This window comes from Vibrio sp. 03-59-1, from assembly GCF_013114135.1.
Classification (GTDB): Bacteria; Pseudomonadota; Gammaproteobacteria; order Enterobacterales; family Vibrionaceae; genus Vibrio; species Vibrio cortegadensis.
Genome location: NZ_VTYA01000007.1, coordinates 218,328 through 238,519, shown reverse-complemented (window position 1 = coordinate 238,519; position 20,192 = coordinate 218,328). Strand labels below are relative to the sequence as shown.

Genomic DNA, 20,192 nt, shown 5'->3' with positions numbered 1-20,192 from the left:
TCTCTTCTTTTTCTAAATAACCCTATTCACAATCTTATAAATTGCGTCAACTCTCATTTGGTAGCCCTACCAAACAACTTCGACGTGAGCAAGATCTCTCAGCCTTTCCACTCCGCCCCTTAAGTACAGTTTTAAGGAGGTTATCTTATTTTTCGTGTTGTTTATTATTCAGTTATAACTAAAATCAGGAAAATAACGTGAATATTAACAATCAAAAAAATAGGATAATCGCCACGACTATCCTTTCAATAACAACAATAATCACTGGCTGTAATGGCTCTGAATCATCATCAAAAGCAACCACCTCACCGCCTTCCGCCTATGCGTGTTCTATTGAGACTAATAATACGTCCAACGATTTGCGAATTTACCAAGTCATGGTGGAAAGCTTTATTGATGGTGATACAAATATTGGCCATGGTACGGGTTATGGATCCAGTCACCATAATGGCGATATTCAAGGCATTATCGATTCTCTCGACTACATAAAATCGCTTGGAATGAACGCCATATGGATGACTCCTGTATTTAACTCTGAACCACTAAAAGGTCAAGACCATTGGGCTAATAGACTTGATGCAACAGGATATTTCGCCACAGATTACTTCACGATTGACCCTCGATTTGGTGACATAGACAAAGCCAAAGAATTAGTTGAAACAGCGCATAAAAAAGGTTTGTATGTATTCTTTGATGGCGTGTTTGGTCATCACAAAGCGAATATAATGCCATCGCCAACGGGGCAACTCCCTTCTGGTGCAAGTAACCCAGTCTCTTATCCAGAAAGCTTACCTTTTTATCAAGAAGTAGCTGAATACTGGATTAAGGAACTAAAAATTGATGGCTGGCGATTGGATCAAGCTTATCAAGTTCCAACTGATGCTTGGACTGAAATTCGTAGAACGGTCGATCAAGCATCATCATCAGTGACTTACACCAACAGCGATGGCCAAATTGTTAATCCTCTCGGTTATATGGTGGCTGAAATTTGGAATAATGAGAATTACATCAAAGAGACAGGCTATGGTGAACAAGACAACCCTGCACTCTGTTCTGCCTACGACTTTCCTGTTCGTTATCGTGTCGTTGAAACCTTTGCTGTCAATGAAAGCAATGTAGGAAATAAAGGCGGAAAATGGCTCGATGAAGGGATGCGCTTACATGCACTCTATCCTGACCACGCCAAACCAAATCTTATGCTAGGTAACCACGATCTCGTTCGCTTCGGCGACTTACTGCAACGTGGAAATATAGCAAACCCTGAAGATGCCGAGTATTGGCAGCGCTATAAAGCCGCGATATCATTTCAAGCTGCTTACACCGGACCTATCACACTCTATTACGGCGATGAGATCGGTGACCAATTAGACGGATTTTCTCAACAGGTCACCAATGATACATGTGCCATTGACGGGCTATGTGATGACCACGTCGCCAGAACTAGCGCTAAAATTGAAGGCATCAGCGTCTCTTTAAATACGAAGCAGTTAAACCTTAAAGCCTATGTAACTGAACTCATGACATTAAGAGCCCAACACCCTGCACTCTCTTCCGGCCAACGCACCAATATTATTGCCACAGAAGATGCTTATGTGGATCATAAGCAGTTCACCGACGATATTCTGTTATATCTGGTCAGCACCAGTGACCAAACTCAAACATTAACTTTAGCCGCTAATAATATTGGCTCAAAAGGTACGCTTACAAACCTTCAATCCGGTACGAAACTCAACCTTGCTGGTGGCCTCTACGAAATTGAATTGGCCCCTTTTGAAGCAAAATTTTTAAGCGTTGATCAACCGAGCATTGAAGGACCAATCGAAAATGACAGCAGTAAACCCAACCCGGACAACGACTCATTCATGGCGCAATGTGATAACCCAACGATGAATGAGCCCGGCCCAATCACCGAAACCTTATACGTTGTCGGAGATTTTTCAGACTCGAATTGGAAACATGTCTCTTCTCGCGCCTTTCAATACAAAGGTGACGGGGTTTACCAAGTCGTCGTTAATGAAAAAATAGGTAGCTATAAGATGCAATATGCAAGTAATGACTGGGCCCCGCAGTTTACAGCTGACAACACGACCCTTTCACTTGGTCAAGAAGCAACGCTGGTTCCAGGTGGGTATGGTAAAGATACCGCCACCACTATTTTTCAAGCAGGTCATTACGTTTGGAGCTTAAAGTTCGCCAACGATGGAACACCAGAACAAACCATGATTGCTCAGTGTCCATAATCCTGAATATTTGACTCAAACAATATTACAGGTCAACGAAAGAGAGTGCCAAATGGCGCTCTCTTTATATTTCTAACCACTAATTATAAATTAATCACCAAAGATGAGCGACTACCATCACATCTATTTGTCGAGCCATTTGAAGGTTCAAATCCCTTTTGCAATGATGGCGACCTTAAATAAGGATATATATATGATTTCTGTCGCTCTCGTTGATGACCACATTATGGTTCGTTCTGGCTTTGCACAATTGCTTAGTGTTGAGTCTGATATTAATGTGCACAGCCAACATAGTTGTGCCTCAGAAGCTTTTAAAGCCTTAGTCAAATCATCAGTAGATGTTGCTGTCATCGATATTTCCATGCCTGATGAAAGTGGTTTAGTATTACTAAGTAAACTTCGTAAAGAACAGCCGAACTTCCGCGCCATTATTCTCAGTATTTATGATTCAGCTTCATTCGTTAGCCAAGCTATTGAAGCAGGAGCTTGCGGTTATTTATCTAAACGCTGTGGGCCAGGTGAGTTAGTAACTGCCATCAGAACAGTCGCCAACGGCGATCGATATTTATGTGCCGATGCGCTATTCAATTTAAGTAACGCGTCTGCTACTCCCTCAGCATTAGATGAGCTTACGAAGCGAGAAATCGAAGTATTTAACCACCTGATCCAAGGTGAAGATGTCAAACACATTGGTACAGAACTCTCGATCAGCCATAAAACAATTCATGTTCACCGCGCCAACATTTTAAGTAAACTAGGGCTGGCTAATAATGTGGATCTCATCCGCTTCGCTCTCAAGCACAAACTGCTCGCTGAATAAGCAATGGTACAACAAAACCAAAACTCCCGACCAATCTTTGCCGACACCTTTACCTATGCTTTTGGCTTTTTTATTTACAGCATCAGTTGGTTTTGCTTATGGAATATTAGTCGTTACTTATCACCCGATATATTACTTGCAGGGCTATTGCTGCCAAGTGGCTTAAAACTTGTCGCATTCACTTTGTCACCGCGCCCATTATGGCGAGTCTTTGTTTTCAGTGAACTGGTAATTTCAGGAAGCTTAGTCTACTTATTAGCGGAGTATAGTCATGAAAATTTGCTGCCTATCTTTGCTTTCCTTCCATATTTTATCGCCATCCCCTTTCACCGCTACTGGCAGCCTCTCACTGTTTATTGGCAAAAGATTCTTGCACTAACGAGCCTAACGTTAATTCATGGTTTGCTTTGTGGCCTAGCTATCTTGCTTTTAATTAAGCCCTTAGAAATGCCAATCAGCTATGTATTTTCCACCACAATTTCAGCATTAACAGGTGGAATATTACTCGCTCCATTTTTATACCTACTCTACGACTATTTGCAGCAGAAAATATGGCTCCCTCTTAGCCCAACACTCATACATCAAGAAGTTCGGTTACGCCCTTCCGCGCTGTTATGGGGAATCAGTTTCTTTAGTATTGGGCTGCTGGCCGAGCTAACTCTATTGGAACAAATGAAGCCGCTCGCGTTGCTTATCATTCTGCTGCCTAACATTTTTATGGCGTATAAATATGGCTGGCAAGGCGGTGTGTTAGCCAGTGTAATCAACAGTATGTTGCTCGCTACCGCAAGGCAGATCACTGGTTCCTTTGAATCAGACCAAGAGCTGCAAATCTTTATGACCACGCAAGCACTGGTTGGATTAGGGCTTGGTATCGCGATCAGCCGCCAATATTTACTCGCCAAACAACTACAACAGGTCAATAACGATTTGGGAATCGAGCTCGCGAATAAACAGCACTTAGCTAGACAGCTCGTTCAAGTAGAAGAAGACATAAGAAAATCTGTCGCCCGTGAGTTACATGATGAAATCGGTCAGAATATTACCGCAATTCAAATTCAAGCCATGTTAGCAGATCGAATAAGCCAAGATGAAAATAGCAAGAACATTGCTACAACCATCAATTCACTGGCGCTAAGAATACATAGCTCCACTCGCCAACTGCTAACCCAACTTCGCCCCCATACTCTCGATGAGCTTGGTCTAGAGGATGCGGTTCGTCAACTTAGTTCAGAAATGCGTTTTGCCGAACGTAAAATTGATTTTAAACTAAATTTTGGTCTTTTCGCTGAAAAACTCGACGATATCACCGCTGTAACCTTATACCGTATTGCTCAAGAGTTACTTAATAATGTCAGTAAGCATGCAAATGCCACCGAAGTAAAACTGAGCTTAATGCCCGGTGATATTTTTAGTTTAGAGCTGAGAGATAATGGCAAAGGGTTACCTGAGAATTGGAAAATCAAGGGCCAAGGTCTTAAAGGGATTGAAGAACGGGTCAGTGCGTTAGGAGGAAATATGACCATTCAAACCCGCCAATTAGCCCCAGATATGCCTTCTGAATTAGATAAACAAGGTCATTTAGACCCAAAACCGTTCAACGGAACCCGAATTACCATCAATTTACCAACGAAAACGTTTTCTTTAAGTAAGTAATTTGTTAAGTAGCCCACAAAAATCACCTTCCCACAATAAAACTAGGAAATTTTCTTAGTCGTTTATAAATTTGTCTCATTCATTATCTCAATCTGTTTAGTAACATCAATTCGTACCAAGGAGAGTCAACAACATGATGGGGTTTCTTTCTACCGAGCAACCAGTTAAACCGATAACAGATAAAAGTCAGATCGACGCCACTTATCAATATTGGCGACTGCACTTAATGCTATCGATGTATGTTGGTTATGGCGTGTTTTACTTCACTCGAAAAAGTTTGAATTTTGCTATGCCCGCTATGCTCAGAGATCTCGGATTAGAACATTCCGACATTGGCTTTCTCGGCACACTTTTTTACATCACTTACGGTGTATCAAAGTTTGTCTCTGGCATGGTGAGCGACCAATCTAAACCAAGTTATTTCATGGGGTTAGGGTTAATCGCCACTGGCATTATCAACATTGCTTTTGGTTTGAGCTCATCCCTTTTGATGTTCGCCATACTGTGGACATTAAACGCCTTCTTCCAAGGCTGGGGTTGGCCACCATGCGCCAAACTTCTCACCACGTGGTATTCGCGTTCTGAACGTGGTTTCTGGTGGTCTATTTGGAACACTTGCCACAATTTAAGTGGCGCTTTGATTCCAATCGTCATTGGATTCACCGCGATGAATTGGGGTTGGCGATACGGATTTATATTGCCTGGTGTTTTCGCCATTTTAGTCGGCGGAGTCTTATGCTTTCGCATGCGAGATAAGCCCACCAGTATGGGCCTGCCTAGCGTCGGTGAATGGCGTAATGATGAACTTGAAAAACGTCATGAACAAGAAGGCCGAGGACTTAACTTTAGACAGATCCTCACCACCTATGTATTAGGTAATAAATATATTTGGTTACTGTGCAGTTCATATCTCTTGGTCTACGTGGTACGGACTGCGATTAATGATTGGGGCAATCTGTATCTCATGCAAAGGCACGGTTTTGAACTGTTTTCAGCCAATGCCGCCGTGTCAATGTTTGAAATCGGCGGATTCCTCGGGTCTCTGTTTGGTGGCTGGGGTTCTGATAGATTTTTCCGTGGTAACCGAGCACCGATGAACTTGATTTTCGCATTAGGGATTTTTGCTTCAGTTGCTGCACTTTGGCTCACGCCTTTAGACAATTTTATCGTGCTTTCTGGCTGTTTTTTCTCCATCGGTTTCTTTGTTTTTGGCCCACAAATGATGATTGGAATGGCAGCCGCGGAATGTTCGCATAAAGACGTAGCAGGTACGGCAACAGGCTTTGTCGGTCTATTTGGCTACTTAGGTGCCGCACTTGCGAGTTACCCAATCGCACTAATTATTGAACAATTTAGCTGGGAAGGCTTCTTCAGCATAATTACATTATCGGCGGCTTCTATCGGCCTACTGATTTTGCCTTTTGTAAAAGCACAGCAACGTGCTGAAAAGATGAGAACCCCTTAACAAGCGTGAATCAATTTACGTGGGTGTTCTCTGCTTACCCACGTTGTTCACAAATAAAATCATCAGGCTCTATGCGTGGTGACACAAACTTATCACTGGATTGTGGTAAGAACTCAATGCGCCCTACAACCACACTCTCGCATTGAGTTCATTATAAAAAGCAGAGGAAATAACATGAAAGTTAGAACTCACCGCAGCCTACTGGCCGCTTGCATCCTTGGTTCTGCATTTGCTGCCCCTCAAGCAATGGCAGATGGTCGACTTGTCGTATATTGCAGCGCAACAAATGCAATGTGTGAAGCGGAGACAAAAGCCTTTTCTGAAAAATATGATGTAAAAACATCATTTGTTCGAAATGGCTCAGGCAGCACATTAGCTAAAATTGAAGCAGAAAAGAAAAACCCACGTGCCGATGTTTGGTACGGCGGTACACTTGATCCGCAATCACAAGCGGGGGAAATGGATCTACTTCAAGCCTACAAGTCGCCACAACTTGAATTCATCATGGACAACTACAAAGATCCAGCAAAACGTAAAGGTAACTACTCCTCTGCGGTTTACATGGGGATTCTTGGTTTCGGTGTCAACACTAAGCGTCTAGCCGAAAAAGGTTTAGAGATCCCTCGCTGTTGGAGTGACCTAACCAAACCTGAATACAAAGATGAAATTCAAATAGCCGATCCACAAAGTTCTGGTACCGCTTATACTGCGCTGGCAACGTTCATTCAATTGTGGACAGAAGACAAAGCGTTTACCTACTTTAAAGATCTGGATAAAAACATTTCGCAATACACCAAATCTGGCGTGACCCCATCACGTAACTCTGCTCGTGGTGAAATCGCGATTGGTATTGGTTTCTTACACGATTACTCACTAGAGCAATCAAAAGGGGCACCACTTGAGCTAATTTCTCCTTGTGAAGGGACTGGCTATGAAATTGGTGGAGTGAGTATTATTAAAGGTGCACGTAACATCGACAATGCAAAACTGTTTGTCGATTGGGTGCTATCGAAACAAGGCCAAGAGTTAGCATGGAAAAAAGGTCAATCTTTCCAAATCCTAACCAACACATCAGCAGAGCAATCTCCAAATGCACTTAACCCGAAAGATCTAACGCTCATCAACTATGACATGGACACATACGGTTCATCGGCAGAGCGTAAGCGTTTAATCAACAAATGGGTAAACGTCGTTAAAATGGGCGAATAAACCACCTAGGTAATCCCCATATCGAGCAGCGTTTGTGCGCTGCTCACCGTTTTATTCTCGATACGATTTTCAATAAGCGTGCGTGTCATGCTTACGGCTTTTCACACCCTTAATTTGGTAATTTACAATGAATGACTTAGCAGCTGAATCGACTACTCCCCAGCGCCAAAGCTCTGACCAACACCAAAGTTCTCACCAAGATCAAAAAACGCATCAGAGGGATCCCGTTTTCTACTGGGTTGCTATGCTGATCGGAGCATTTATATTGCTGCCTGTGTTCTCTCTCGACTATGGTGTTTTTGAATCAACACCAGAAGAGTTCAAAGCCGCAATGGGTTGGAGTGGGATGAACATCTCATGGTTGTGGTTTGCTTTGCCTTTGGTTCTATTAATTAGACCATGCCAAGCGCAAAACAAATACGCAAAAAAACGTCACTACTTCGATATTGGATTTTCAAGTGCATGTATGCTCTTGGCGTTACTCACTTCTTGGTACACGGAGCAAGGCCTAGGCTACGCCAGTATCTTTTTATTCGTTGGTCTGGGCGCGGTCATCACCCTTGCCTTCTCTCGACTTGAATATTTAGGTGGAGATACGTTTGTTATCGGTTCATTGATTTCAATAGTATTGCTGATCTCTATTTTCATCATCTATCCAAGCGTCGCGATTTTCGTGCCTATGTTTAAAGATGATATGGGCAACTTCGTGATGTGGCAATTTGTCGAAATCATCACTAAAGCACAAATTGTTCAAATCATTCTTAATTCCATCATGCTTGGCACCTCTGTTGGTATTGGCGCAACCTTCTTTGGTCTTATCTTTGCAATCTACACCACTCGAATCGCCAAGCGTTCAGCTTTTATCGCACGTATTTTCTCCATCCTTCCGATTGTCACACCACCATTCGTTGTCGGCCTTGGGGTAACATTAATGCTAGGTCGTTCAGGTTACATTACTGAGCTCATGGTCGATTGGTTTGGTTTACAACAGACAAACTGGTTGTATGGTTTTACTGGTATTTGGATGGCTCAAGTACTTGCCTTCGCGCCAATGTCTTTCATGATTTTGGATGGAGCAATGAAGTCGCTACACCCTTCACTGGAAGAAGCGTCTTACACCTTGCGGGCGAATCGCTACCAAACTTTCTTCAAGATTGTGATGCCGCTGCTTAAACCTGCACTGGCTAACTCATTCTTAATCATCTTTGTTCAATCTCTGGCTGATTTCAGTAACCCATTAGTACTGGGCGGCAGCTTTGATGTTCTAGCAACTCAAATCTACTTCTATATTGCAGGTGCGCAGCTCGATTATGCTTCAGCCAGTACATTAGGCGCTGTTCTACTATTGTTCTCACTGGCTATTTTCGTGGTCCAGTATTTATGGATTGGTAAACGTTCGTACGTCACGATTTCGGGTAAATCTTACCGTGGTGATGTTCAACCACTACCGCCGACACTGAAACATGGCGTCACAGGCCTACTCTACTTCTGGATGGCCTTCAATGTTCTGCTTTATGGCAGCATTATTTTCGGTAGCTTTACGGTCAACTGGGGTGTGGATTACAGCTTAACGTTCGACAACTACATCAATCTATTTGGCATGGGAATGAGTGAAGGTGCATGGCCATCGTTAATCACAACCATGACTTACGCTGGTATTGCTGCTCCAATTACGGCTTTCTTCGGCTTATTGATTGCGTACATCGTAGTAAGGCAACAATTCCATGGCAAGAAAGTCATCGAATTTGCCACTATGCTCTGCTTTGCGGTACCTGGAACGGTTGCAGGTGTCTCTTATATTCTCGCGTTTAATGACGCACCAGTTTATCTTACGGGAACTGCCGCAATCGTGATTATTTCCATGGTAATGCGAAATGTACCCGTTGGCATTCGTGCCGGGGTTGCTGGTTTAGGACAATTAGATAAATCGTTAGATGAAGCGTCACTAAGCCTGCGCGCTAATTCACTCAAAACGATTACCCATATTCTACTTCCCCTGTTAAGGCCGGCAATTCTTTCAACGTTGATTTACAGCTTCGTCCGTGCAATGACGACGGTAAGCGCGATCATTTTCTTGGTTACGCCAGAAACCCGTGTCGCAACTTCCTACATTTTGAACCGCGTTGAAGATGGCGAATATGGTATCGCTATCGCATACGGCTCAATCCTCATTGTAGTGATGTTGTCGATTATTTTAATTTTTGACTCTCTTGTAGGCGAAGCACGTGTGTCTCGCTCTAAAGCTAACAACCAAGAATAACGATTGGAGATATTGATAATGGAAAATGAAAACTTTGTGGTTCTAAAAAATGTCTGCAAGAAGTTTGGTGATAACACAGTTATTGGCGACTTGGACCTAGAGATCAAAAAAGGCAGTTTAGTGACACTACTTGGCCCTTCTGGTTGCGGAAAAACCACGGTGTTACGTTTAGTTGCGGGGCTAGAAAAGCCAACAAGCGGTCAAATATTTATTGATGGGGAAGATGTCACCAATACGTCGATTCAACAGCGTGACATTTGTATGGTGTTTCAGTCTTACGCACTTTTCCCTCATATGTCTCTGCATGAAAATGTCGGCTATGGTTTAAAAATGTTAAGACTACCCACTAGCGAAATCAAACAACGAGTGGATGAAGCGCTTAAGTTAGTTGATCTTGAGGGATTTGGGAACCGTTTTGTCGACCAAATATCAGGTGGTCAACAACAACGTGTCGCCTTAGCTCGCGCCTTAGTATTGAAACCAAAAGTGCTGCTTTTTGATGAGCCATTAAGTAATTTAGACGCTAACTTGCGCCGTAATATGCGTGAAACCATTCGTGAGTTACAGCAGCGCTTTAATATTACATCGCTTTACGTGACTCATGATCAAACTGAAGCCTTTGCCGTATCTGATACCGTGATTGTAATGAAAGACGGTGACATCATGCAGAAAGGTTCACCAACCGACCTCTACAAAAAACCAGCATCAATGTTTATGGCGAACTTCATGGGTGAAGCCAACATTTTTCCTGGCTATTTTGATGGCGAAAGCATTAACATTAACGAATATAAAATACCGGCAGATCCTACGATGATTGAAGGGTTTCCCATCAACGAATATCAAATTGGGGTTCGCCCTGAAGCGATACTGCTTACCAATCAAGGTGAAGAGAGCCAACGTTGCACAGTGAATAAAGTCGCTTACATGGGCACAATGTATGAAGTTGGTGTGACTTGGCACGATCACGAGATTTTATTGCAGCTTAATTCATCGCAATTTGATGCCTCATTATCAGATCATGCTTACTTAACCATAAATCCAACAGGCTTATTCTTATTGCCGTTTAATGCGCAGTAAAAACTGATATTGCATCTCAATATGGTCAAATCACTAAAAGGAGCATTCACTGCTCCTTTTCTTTATGTGTATATTCCCATGTTTTAAATACCGCTAACGTACTAATCGACAGTAACACCGCTCAGGCCTGCCAACGCTGCCGTAATTCAAATCCGCTTCTAATTCTCCGGAACTGATCAAGTACTCAAGATAGCGTCTTGCGGTGGTTCGACTTGCCCCTATTTGATCACCAGCTTCATCCGCCGTTAAGCTAACAGGTTCTTGAAATAAGTTGCGAATTTTATCGAGTGTCACACTATCAATACCCTTAGGTAAGCGTTGATGGCTCGATTCTACATTGGCATTCGCTTGAAGCATTTTATCAACCAAACCTTGGTTAAAATCGGCCACATTATCCAGCTCTGTTTGTTGAGATTGGTACTTTTTAAGCGCCACCTCCAACCGAGAAAAGATCACAGGCTTAAGCAAATAATCGACCACACCACCACGCATCGCCTGTTGTAGTGTGTCGACATCACGAGCAGCAGTAATCAAAATAACATCACAGTGCTGATTATTACCGCGCACTTTTTGTAGAATATCGAGGCCATTTCCATCAGGAAGATAAACATCCAAAATCACTAAATCAGGCTTCAATACTTCAAGTTGCATTTCAGCTTCAGATTGAGTCGTCGCAATGCCTACAACATCAAAGCCGCCCATTTGAAGTAAATAGCGGTGATGAAGCTCAGCAATCGCAACATCATCTTCAATAATCATCACTTTAGTGGCTGAGATCATAGCTGAGACTCCTTCGGTAGATAGACCGTCATTCTCGTTCCGTACTCCTTGTCACTCGTCATTTCTAGCTGTCCGTGATATCGGTCTGCCAGCGTCTTCACTAAATACAAGCCCACACCTCGGTTGTGTTTAGCTTTGCTTGAAACCCCTTTATTCGTCAGTGTTGTGGTATCTAAATCGTGGGGCAAACCACAGCCTTGGTCATCCACTTCTAGAATAATTTCATTTCCAAAATCACTTAAAGAAACCTCGATGACCCTCCTATCAGGGGATACATGTTGATCACTGTTAATCACACTCATGGTCGCATCGAACGCATTATCAATGAGGTTTCCTAATACCGTAACGACATCATCCGAGTTTAGCCAAGTTGGCATGACTTCAAGCCTGGAGCCTTCTTCAACTTTTAGCACTAAGCCTAATTCTCGTGCCCGTTCTGTTTTTCCCAGCAACATCCCAGCAATCAATGGGTCTTTAATTGTTTCACGCAAGAACTCAATCAATGCTTGATAATGCTCTGTTTCTTGTCCAATTAAATTTTGTACGGCATCTAATTCCCCCATCTGAACTAATCCACTGATAGTATTCAGTTTATTTTGATGCTCATGGGTCTGAGAACGCAATAAATCCGCATACTCTTTGGTTTGGGAGAGTTGCTCTGTCAGTTCATTTATCTCATCTCGTAAACGAAAACTCGACACAGCACCAACCACTTTCCCTTCCACAACTATCGGGCTACGGTTTGCAATTAAGCGTTTCTGCTTTAGATACAGTTCAATATCATGATCGTGTTCACCAGATTTGAGTAGTTTATTCAAGTCACTGTCAGGCAACACTTTCGTTAATGGCTGATTAAGCGAGGATTTCCTGTCGATATCTAAAATCTGGCAGGCACTTTTGTTGATTGATCGAAGTATGCCGTTTGAATCAATACTGATGATCCCCTCTTTGATTGTACTCATGGTAACGTCCAGCTCCACATATAAACGGCCAATCTCTTCGGGCTCAAAACCTAAAATGGCTTTTTGAAACCGGCGTGAAGCATAACTTGAAAGCAGTGCGTTTGCGGCAACGACTAGAAGTGCCATTAAGATCAGAAAAGCGAGGTAAGGTTCGATTTTATCTTGTAATGTGTCGAGTAGATAACCAACGGAAACCACCCCTATCACATCACCATCGCGATTGAATATCGCTGCTTTCCCACGAACCGAGCGCCCAAGAGATCCCTGAGCAATAGAAACATAAGCTTCGCCGTGAATTAAAGCCCGAGCGTTATCCCCGCCTTTCATTGGCTTACCTAGTCGATGATCAACAGGGTGAACCAGACGAACGCCTTCGTCGTCGCCAATCACAATAAACGCGGCCCCGATCATTTCCGTTAGTTTTCGGTATCGGTCTTGTACATCGGCACTATTCATTGCACGAAAATCTCGCGTTTCGATCAGATTCACGACCGCATCCGACTTTGCTAAAAACGAGGCCACACCCAACGCTTTTAAACCTATCTCTTTCTCTTGAGAGTGCTTAATATAAGCAAAGCCCGCCGCCGATAAAATCAGCAGTTCAATTAAGCCCGATAACGTCATGATGATCAGCATTCGTTTTCGAAAACTGATTTGCTTCCACTTCATGAATGCACCCCATTAAAAATTCAAACACTACAACGGATCTAATTTAACATTTAAGCAACAACAAGGCTTGTGATGGTATAAATAACTGTGAACAGAGGGCTTTTATCTTTACCTCTTCAGTAGCACATAAATTCAAACTTAGTCTGCTTTATATAATGCCTAACTATTCTTTCCGAACCTTCTGTAAGCTGGCGCTATCAGATGCATATCAATAAGCCATTTAATTGATCTAGATCATGTAGATTTTAGCTCTTTTTTATCTATTTTTAGATCAATACGCATATACTTATTTCAGTGGATAAATAATACGCAATGGAATTGCCCTGTGGTAAGGCATATAGCAGAGAGGAACCAAGCCTCCACCATGAATACTTACCTACGTAATCAGGATGTCTATTCAAAATAGTACAATAATCATAACGTTCTAACATTGTTAAAAGGAATAAAACAATGCAACGAGACTGTTTTGGAATCTGCCTAACTAAGGCGATGCTGTTAAATAATGTACAAGCTACTTTCACACACGTTCGTGCGTATGAAAAAAACGCAAGCTCACCAAGTGATTTACATGTACTACTTGCTTTTCCTCAAATGTCTGGTCGAGATCTGCTAAACACCATGCAAGGTTCACGACAACTTGAATGGCGAGCCGATCACCATTGCCCTGCATTTGACTAAGCTTTGTTTTAACAGCACGCCGGGCTGATTCATCTATACTCAACCTTAAGGAAGAGTACGATATTGTTCGTACTCTTTTTTATTGCATAACAATAAATTCTGGCTCACAGTTCTGCTTTCAATTAGTTCTAATATATTCAACTTGATCATCACTTCGAGACAAATCAATCGTTTTATGATACAATTAGAGCTATTACTCTAATTTTAATTTCAAGGCTGTCATGAAGGTTAAATACGCATCTGCGCTATTAGGTTTGCTCTCTAGCGCCCTCTCTTTCCAACCCTATGCGGCACCAATCTCATTCCAAGATGCTTGGCAAATTTTGCAGCGAAGCAACAACTCTTTAGCTGCACAACGAGCTAACGTCGAACGCTACCAACATTTACAAAGCGCGAAGGATGACCTGAACTTACCTTCAGTAACTCTTGGTGCGAAATACATTCGCCTTGATACCGATGTGACCGTTTCTGGACAGCAACTGCTCGATAGTACAGGTGCGGTTTTACCACCACTTCCTCCCTTTGAAAATGCTATTGCAAATGCTCTACTCAGTACAACGTCGACCATTACCGAACGTGACATTTTCAGTTCATCAATTCGAGCTATCTGGCCTATCTTTACAGGTGGTCGAATTACTGCGGCTCAAAACGCAGCGGAAGGTCAATCTGATGAAGCGAAAAGTCAATTGGCGATGGAAATTCAAGCTCGTTACGAAGACTTAAGCAAATATTACTTCTCCGTATTGCTGGCCCAAGACGTATTAGAGACACGTAAAAATGTAGAAACGGGGCTAACGCAGCACCGAGATTTTGCAATAAAAATGGAGCAACAAGGGCAAATCGCGCATGTTGAACGACTTCAAGCAGAAGCTTCTCTTGATAAAGCGATCGTAGATAGAAAGAAAGCCCAGCGTAACCTTGATATTGCTCAGTCGGCTCTCACTCAAATTCTTAGCCAAGATGTACAAGTAGAACCAAGTGATGTTCTGTTTACCAATGACAATCTACCGCCGCTCAGCGCTTTCATTGATCAAACACTGAATACCTACCCTGGCCTCGCTATTTTAGACGCTAAACAAAAGCAAGCCAGTAGCCTTATCGCTGCTGAAAAAGGCAAATATTACCCTGAAGTTTTCCTATTTGGTGATTACAGTCTGCATGAAGACGATTCACTCGCAAGCCAGATGAAACCTGATTGGTTAGTTGGCGTTGGGGTTAATATCCCGCTTATTGAAACTTCTGGGCGTTCGGAAAATATTAAAGCGGCCCATAGTGCTGTATCTCAGGTGAAGTATTTAAAGGCACAAGCCAAACAAGACTTAAGCGTGCTAGTAGAGAAAACCTATTTAGAAGCAGAACAATCCGTTGAAGAAGTCAGTGGGTTGAATTCAAGTTTAAAACTTGCCGATGAAAACCTTCGCCTTCGCAGCAAAGCCTTTACGCAAGGTTTGGCTAACTCATTAGAAGTAGTTGACGCACAACTCTACTTAGCCAGCATCAAAACTCAACAATCCGTTGCACGTTTTCAATATTTAATCTCACTCAATAAACTGTTGGCTTTAAGCAGTGAAATGAACGCTTTCCCTCAATACCAATATTCTGCATCAACGACTGACAATGCAACACAAAAGGATCCATCATGAAACGACTAAAGCCAGCACTTATCTCTATTTTTGCAATTGGTGTCGTTGGTTGGGTAGGAAGTAGTTTCTATCACGCTTATCAACCTCAACCGATTCGCTTGCAAGGCCAAATCGAGGCGCAACAATACAGTATATCCTCGAAAGTACCGGGGCGAATTGATCAGGTTCTCGTTCGAAAAGGTGACATGGTTGAAAAAGGTCAGCTTATCTTCACTCTTCATAGCCCAGAAATTGCGGCTAAATTAGAGCAAGCTATTGCTGGACAAAAAGCGGCTGGCGCAATGGCAAAAGAAGCGGAGAAAGGCGCTCGAACACAGCAAATTCAAGCCGCTAAAGACCAATGGCAAAAAGCCAAAGCTGCGGCAAACTTGATGGAAAAAACCTACCAACGTGTGAACAACCTATATAACGATGGCGTGGTTGCTGAACAGAAACGTGATGAAGCCAAAACCCAGTGGCAAGCGGCTAAATACACCGAAAGTGCAGCGTTCCAGATGTACCAACTGACCAAAGAAGGTTTGCGTGATGAGAGTAAACTGGCTGCTGAACAAAAAGCGGTAATGGCAGCGGGCGCTGTTGCGGAAGTGGAAGCGTATGCTGCGGATACAAAAATCGAGAGTTGGTTCAACGGTGAAGTGTCACAAGTGCTGCTTAACAGTGGTGAACTTGCTCCACAAGGCTTCCCTGTTGTGACCGTTATTGATACCAAAGACTCTTGGGCCGTTTTAAATGTACGTGAAGATCAACTTAAATCATTCCAAAAAGGGACTCACTTTCAAGCTTACCTCCCTGCCCTTGATGATACGTTAGAGTTTGAAGTTTCTCATGTTGCTGTTATGGGTGATTTTGCCACTTGGCGCTCGACAGATTCAGCACAAGGCTTCGACCTACGAACGTTCGAAGTAGAAGCCCGCCCAATTGATCAAACTCAGTCGCTTCGCATGGGCATGAGTTTAGTTGTTGAGCTGTAATCTTTGTATGCTACCTGTTTGTGGAAAGTATGTTTTGTGGAAAAAATGTTTTGTGAAAAATATGACATCAACGACGCGTGTTAGTACCCAATGGCAGATAGTTAGACATGATAAGTGGCTACTTTCTTGCCTAACATGGGTGCCATTGCTCTTAGCACTTTCTATCTGGTGGATTTTCTCGCAGGGTATCGCTCGCGACCTACCTATTGGTATTGTCGATCTGGAACACAGTCAACTTTCTCGAACTTTGTCTCGTGAATTTGATGCGACTTCAAGCCTTGCAATTCACGACAATTACGCCGATATAAACCAAGCTAAAACTGCCTTAATTTCTGGGGATATTTACGGCTATGTGATTATCCCTAGCAACTTCACTAAAGACATATACCGTGGTACACCGCCACAAGTTTCTGTTTTTTATAACAGCCAATACATCTTGATTGGTAAGTTAGTGAACTCAGCAATACTTCAAGCCCAAGGTACATTCAACGCCCAACTTGATGTGGTTAAATCGTTAACATCAGGCAATACAACCGCCAAAAGTGCATTAGGCAAAGCGGTAGCGGTTCGAACTCAGATAACGCCTCTGTTTAATAAAAATACCAACTACGCACAGTTTCTTGTGTCTGCCGTTGTCCCTGCGCTATGGCAGATTGTCATTGTGGTCGGAACGATTATGATCTTAGCCGCTAACCACCGTACTTACGGCACTCAAAAGTGGCTCAAATCATCACCGATGACAACGGTAGTCAAAACATTAGCTGCTTACATACCGGTTTTCTTGATTCAAGGCATTGGCTTTTTACTTTGGTTCTATAAAGGGTTTGAATGGCCAATGAATGGCGGTTTTAGTGTGTTAATTTTTGCTCAATTAGCCACGGTTATCGCTTGTATGATTATGGGCTCACTATTCTTCTTTTTGACCCTAGATCCAGCAAGAGCAATGAGTTTTGCTGGTGCATTCACCGCGCCTAGTTTTGCCTTCATGGGGATTACATTTCCCGTTACGGACATGAACCCTTTTGCTCAAGCATGGCGTAGTTTATTGCCAATTAGCCATTATATTGAGACACAAGTGAGCCAGTCGAGTTACGGCGTCACGCAAATTGAATCGCTCGTACATTTGATTCCGATGATTGGATATTTATTCCCACTGTTATTGACCGCTTTACTGATCAATAAACACTTAAAGCAGAGTGAGAAAGTATGATGAGTTTATTGTCTCTACTCAAGCAAGAATTCAAAGCTTTAATGACCAATCCCGTTGTCGTATTAACGGTATTTGGCGGAGTGGTTTTTTACTCTTTCCTATACCCTCTTCCATATGCACAACAAACGCCAAGAGAGCAATCGATCACTGTCGTTAATTTGGATAAAAGTCAATCAAGCTACCAACTTGAAAGAATGGTTGATGCCACCCCGCAAGTCCAAATAGTGCAACGTGATCACACGATTGAATCGGCCAAAACGGCATTTCTTGACAGCTCTGTTAGCGGAATACTGGTGATTCCTGAACATTTCTATAAAGACATTCTTCTTGGTAAAAGCCCGACGCTTGCATATGCAGGTGATGCTTCGTTTTTCTTAGTTTACGGAACCGTTGTCGAGGGGTTAGCCCAAGCAGGAGGCACTTTAGCAGCAAAAGCCAAAGTCTCTCGACTTGTGATGGAAGGTGAACCACTCGCTTTAGCTTCAGAGCACTTTTCACCAATTAAGCTCAATTTGAAGCCAACGTTTAATCCAAGAATGGGTTATGTGGATTATGTTGTTCCTGCTGTTTTTGTTCTGATTTTACAGCAAACCTTAGCCATGGCGTCTGGGCTAATGGTTGGTAGCCAAAAATTTGGGACTGGGTATTGGAACCAGTACTCGCCACGTGCAGTATTTAGTATCAGAGCGCTAGTGCTGGTTGGTGTCTATTTCTTACTGAGTATGTATTACTTCGGCGCAAGTTTTGATATGCATGGCATAACCCGACTCGCTGAAATTCCGACACTTTTGGCTATTTTAGTGCCATTTTTGTTGTCATCTTGCTTTATCGGAATCTGGCTTGGCTCAATCCTTCCACGCCGTGAATTAGTCACCATTATTATTTTAATTAGCTCAATGCCTCTCATTTTTTCCGCCGGGTTTATTTGGCCAATTGAAATGATTCCTGCCCCTATGGTTTGGGTTTCGTCACTATTCCCAAGTACTTCAGGTATTCAAGCATTTGTATCGGTTAACCAATTAGGTGCCCAATGGAGCCAAATCGCGAGTCAGTGGACACAACTTTGGTTGCAAACATTAGGCTGGGGTGCATTAGCTTTTTGGTCATTTAAGCGAAGCCTACAATTTGAACAACGTGTTCACCCTTAATCGGCTGAGTTTATAATCAAATACCGTTAGCGAGCACATACAACTCAAGCTCGCTAACGGTTTTAGTTGTGGTGATGGTTATCTTTTACCTTGAGAATCATTACTCTCAGAGCTGATATTTCTTAGCGTCAGTTTTAAGACCGCGATATTTACTAAGCAATTCAGCTTGGCTCATGTTTTCATCCCCAAAGAAAAACCCATTCGCTCGCTTTAGCACATCAAAATCATTTTCAATGTATTGCAGTACCTGATCTGCTTTTTTCAAAGTGATCGGGCTACACGATTTTCCGTGCAAATCATCCATTAGATCTAAAGAGTTTGAGCGGAAACTTTCGATACGATACAAGGCTTCTAATCCGGAAGGACTTTCCAAAGCATGTTGCCACTGATCGATAGAGTTAGTGACCCACTCGACGACTGGGCTATCGGCTCCACCAGCAATCAGCTTATCCCTTTTGAATTGATAAGCCGCAAGTGCAGCGCTTTTTTCCACTCGATACAAATCAAGGATCTGTTCAAGGGTCAAATCAAGCGGATTTCTTAATAAGTAATCAAACAGAAAGCGTGTTTCGAAACGTTCCACACCATTGAAAAGCGGCGTATCTTGCCCATTACTATTGAATTGTGTCATGGGTTTAAATTGATACATATAGCCAAAGTCGAACAACTTTATTTGATTCATCTTATCTATCAGTATGTTGCCGGGACAGAAATCCCACTCAAACAGACCTGCCAGTTCTAGTTCTGATATTGTTGAAAAGATCTGCTTAAAAATATCAGCATCAAAATGGGTAATGAGCGATCCTTCAATCCAAGGTGAGAGTAAAATCCCATCATTCAACGATGCATATTGAGTCTCGACAATGTGCGAATACTTCTCAGGATTCTTTTGCTTTAAAGCGGTTAGGTCGCGTCGCCTTTGAACTTCATTTAGAAATGACGTTTGTCCATCAACATTTTTAACTAAACTCTCTGGCCGTTTACGTTTTAGAGTCCAATCTCGTCCTCTTATCCGCAAGTGATAAACCTTGGCTGTCAGTCCAGAAGAAAAAGACTCTACAACATAAGAGGAGTCGTCATCTATCTTTTTAAGTGCTTCTAATGAGACTCCAACTCCATCCAAAGTTCCAATTACAATGTTTTCTCCACTCTCAACAAAGGCCAGTTGTGCCTGCTGTCGATTTAGCTCCATGCTCATAATATCTATCCATTCTATAAATTTAAGTTGATAAATATATTGATAAGCTACGCCTACATACCGTGACAAACCGCTTAGTTATGCATTTTATTCGACTTCAGTTCCTTACACTCTGAATGATAGGTATAAAAAAAGGCTCAATGAGCCTTTAATTTTGTTATTGTCGCGTTTCACTTCGACCCAACCGTATAATGAGTAAATTTCGG

General features: G+C 42.5%; 15 protein-coding genes. 12 read left to right on the top strand and 3 right to left on the bottom strand.

What is annotated here, in order from left to right:
- The first annotated feature begins 197 nt into the window (after window positions 1–197).
- The 7 genes from F0249_RS09560 to fbpC all read left to right on the top strand — a co-directional run bounded on the left by F0249_RS09560 (window position 198) and on the right by fbpC (window position 10,727).
- On the top strand, window positions 198–2,240 hold the full coding sequence (locus tag F0249_RS09560; protein WP_367613432.1) for an alpha-amylase family glycosyl hydrolase: 2,043 nt from the start codon (window positions 198–200) through the stop codon (window positions 2,238–2,240).
- A 193-nt stretch (window positions 2,241–2,433) separates the two neighbouring features.
- The gene (locus F0249_RS09555; protein ID WP_113796947.1) at window positions 2,434–3,060 is read left to right on the top strand and encodes a response regulator; all 627 of its coding nucleotides are present in this window, start codon (window positions 2,434–2,436) and stop codon (window positions 3,058–3,060) included.
- Between the two features lie 3 nt (window positions 3,061–3,063).
- A complete protein-coding gene (locus F0249_RS09550) occupies window positions 3,064–4,716 on the top strand; it encodes an MASE1 domain-containing protein (protein ID WP_171756514.1) in 1,653 nt (550 codons plus the stop codon).
- A 133-nt stretch (window positions 4,717–4,849) separates the two neighbouring features.
- Window positions 4,850–6,181, top strand: a complete 1,332-nt coding sequence (locus F0249_RS09545) for an MFS transporter (protein ID WP_171756513.1) — start codon at window positions 4,850–4,852, stop codon at window positions 6,179–6,181.
- A gap of 174 nt (window positions 6,182–6,355) precedes the next feature.
- Window positions 6,356–7,390: an ABC transporter substrate-binding protein gene (locus F0249_RS09540; protein WP_113796941.1), complete on the top strand. Its 1,035-nt coding sequence runs from the start codon at window positions 6,356–6,358 to the stop codon at window positions 7,388–7,390.
- Between the two features lie 244 nt (window positions 7,391–7,634).
- The gene (locus tag F0249_RS09535) at window positions 7,635–9,650 is read left to right on the top strand and encodes an iron ABC transporter permease (protein WP_253825299.1); all 2,016 of its coding nucleotides are present in this window, start codon (window positions 7,635–7,637) and stop codon (window positions 9,648–9,650) included.
- An 18-nt stretch (window positions 9,651–9,668) separates the two neighbouring features.
- Window positions 9,669–10,727 carry a ferric ABC transporter ATP-binding protein gene (fbpC, locus tag F0249_RS09530; protein ID WP_171756511.1) on the top strand — a complete coding sequence of 353 codons (1,059 nt, stop codon included), beginning with the start codon at window positions 9,669–9,671 and terminating at the stop codon, window positions 10,725–10,727.
- A gap of 93 nt (window positions 10,728–10,820) precedes the next feature.
- Here the strand turns inward: fbpC and F0249_RS09525 are convergent, their stop codons facing one another.
- Both F0249_RS09525 and F0249_RS09520 read right to left on the bottom strand, forming a co-directional pair.
- On the bottom strand, window positions 10,821–11,507 hold the full coding sequence (locus tag F0249_RS09525; protein WP_113796935.1) for a response regulator: 687 nt from the start codon (window positions 11,505–11,507) through the stop codon (window positions 10,821–10,823).
- On the bottom strand, window positions 11,504–13,138 hold the full coding sequence (locus tag F0249_RS09520) for a sensor histidine kinase (RefSeq protein WP_171756510.1): 1,635 nt from the start codon (window positions 13,136–13,138) through the stop codon (window positions 11,504–11,506). Before F0249_RS09520 ends, F0249_RS09525 begins: the two co-directional genes overlap by 4 nt.
- A gap of 450 nt (window positions 13,139–13,588) precedes the next feature.
- On the opposite strand from F0249_RS09520, the gene F0249_RS09515 reads away from it, so the two are divergent.
- The 5 genes from F0249_RS09515 (at window position 13,589) to F0249_RS09495 (ending at window position 18,788) form a co-directional block, all read left to right on the top strand.
- A complete protein-coding gene (locus F0249_RS09515) occupies window positions 13,589–13,816 on the top strand; it encodes a hypothetical protein (RefSeq protein ID WP_113796931.1) in 228 nt (75 codons plus the stop codon).
- Between the two features lie 221 nt (window positions 13,817–14,037).
- Window positions 14,038–15,459 carry a TolC family protein gene (locus F0249_RS09510; RefSeq protein ID WP_171756509.1) on the top strand — a complete coding sequence of 474 codons (1,422 nt, stop codon included), beginning with the start codon at window positions 14,038–14,040 and terminating at the stop codon, window positions 15,457–15,459.
- Window positions 15,456–16,430: an HlyD family secretion protein gene (locus F0249_RS09505; protein WP_171756508.1), complete on the top strand. Its 975-nt coding sequence runs from the start codon at window positions 15,456–15,458 to the stop codon at window positions 16,428–16,430. The genes F0249_RS09510 and F0249_RS09505 overlap by 4 nt, the downstream gene beginning before the upstream one ends.
- A 61-nt stretch (window positions 16,431–16,491) precedes the next feature.
- Window positions 16,492–17,640, top strand: coding sequence for an ABC transporter permease (locus tag F0249_RS09500; protein ID WP_171756507.1), 1,149 nt, complete (start codon window positions 16,492–16,494; stop codon window positions 17,638–17,640).
- On the top strand, window positions 17,640–18,788 hold the full coding sequence (locus tag F0249_RS09495; RefSeq protein WP_171756536.1) for an ABC transporter permease: 1,149 nt from the start codon (window positions 17,640–17,642) through the stop codon (window positions 18,786–18,788). The genes F0249_RS09500 and F0249_RS09495 overlap by 1 nt, the downstream gene beginning before the upstream one ends.
- Window positions 18,789–18,894: 106 nt before the next feature.
- Here F0249_RS09495 and F0249_RS09490 read toward each other — a convergent pair whose 3' ends face one another.
- Window positions 18,895–19,986 (bottom strand): hypothetical protein, encoded by a 1,092-nt coding sequence (locus F0249_RS09490; protein WP_171756506.1) that lies wholly within the window; start codon window positions 19,984–19,986, stop codon window positions 18,895–18,897.
- Window positions 19,987–20,192 lie beyond the last annotated feature (206 nt).

Coding starts and splice junctions, on each gene's coding strand:
- F0249_RS09555 (WP_113796947.1), top strand. CDS start 2,434: ATGATTTCTGTCGCTCTCGTTGATGACCACATTATGGTTCGTTCTGGC.
- F0249_RS09550 (WP_171756514.1), top strand. CDS start 3,064: ATGGTACAACAAAACCAAAACTCCCGACCAATCTTTGCCGACACCTTT.
- F0249_RS09545 (WP_171756513.1), top strand. CDS start 4,850: ATGATGGGGTTTCTTTCTACCGAGCAACCAGTTAAACCGATAACAGAT.
- F0249_RS09540 (WP_113796941.1), top strand. CDS start 6,356: ATGAAAGTTAGAACTCACCGCAGCCTACTGGCCGCTTGCATCCTTGGT.
- F0249_RS09535 (WP_253825299.1), top strand. CDS start 7,635: ATGCTGATCGGAGCATTTATATTGCTGCCTGTGTTCTCTCTCGACTAT.
- fbpC (WP_171756511.1), top strand. CDS start 9,669: ATGGAAAATGAAAACTTTGTGGTTCTAAAAAATGTCTGCAAGAAGTTT.
- F0249_RS09525 (WP_113796935.1), bottom strand. CDS start 11,507: ATGATCTCAGCCACTAAAGTGATGATTATTGAAGATGATGTTGCGATT.
- F0249_RS09520 (WP_171756510.1), bottom strand. CDS start 13,138: ATGAAGTGGAAGCAAATCAGTTTTCGAAAACGAATGCTGATCATCATG.
- F0249_RS09515 (WP_113796931.1), top strand. CDS start 13,589: ATGCAACGAGACTGTTTTGGAATCTGCCTAACTAAGGCGATGCTGTTA.
- F0249_RS09510 (WP_171756509.1), top strand. CDS start 14,038: ATGAAGGTTAAATACGCATCTGCGCTATTAGGTTTGCTCTCTAGCGCC.
- F0249_RS09505 (WP_171756508.1), top strand. CDS start 15,456: ATGAAACGACTAAAGCCAGCACTTATCTCTATTTTTGCAATTGGTGTC.
- F0249_RS09500 (WP_171756507.1), top strand. CDS start 16,492: ATGACATCAACGACGCGTGTTAGTACCCAATGGCAGATAGTTAGACAT.
- F0249_RS09495 (WP_171756536.1), top strand. CDS start 17,640: ATGAGTTTATTGTCTCTACTCAAGCAAGAATTCAAAGCTTTAATGACC.
- F0249_RS09490 (WP_171756506.1), bottom strand. CDS start 19,986: ATGAGCATGGAGCTAAATCGACAGCAGGCACAACTGGCCTTTGTTGAG.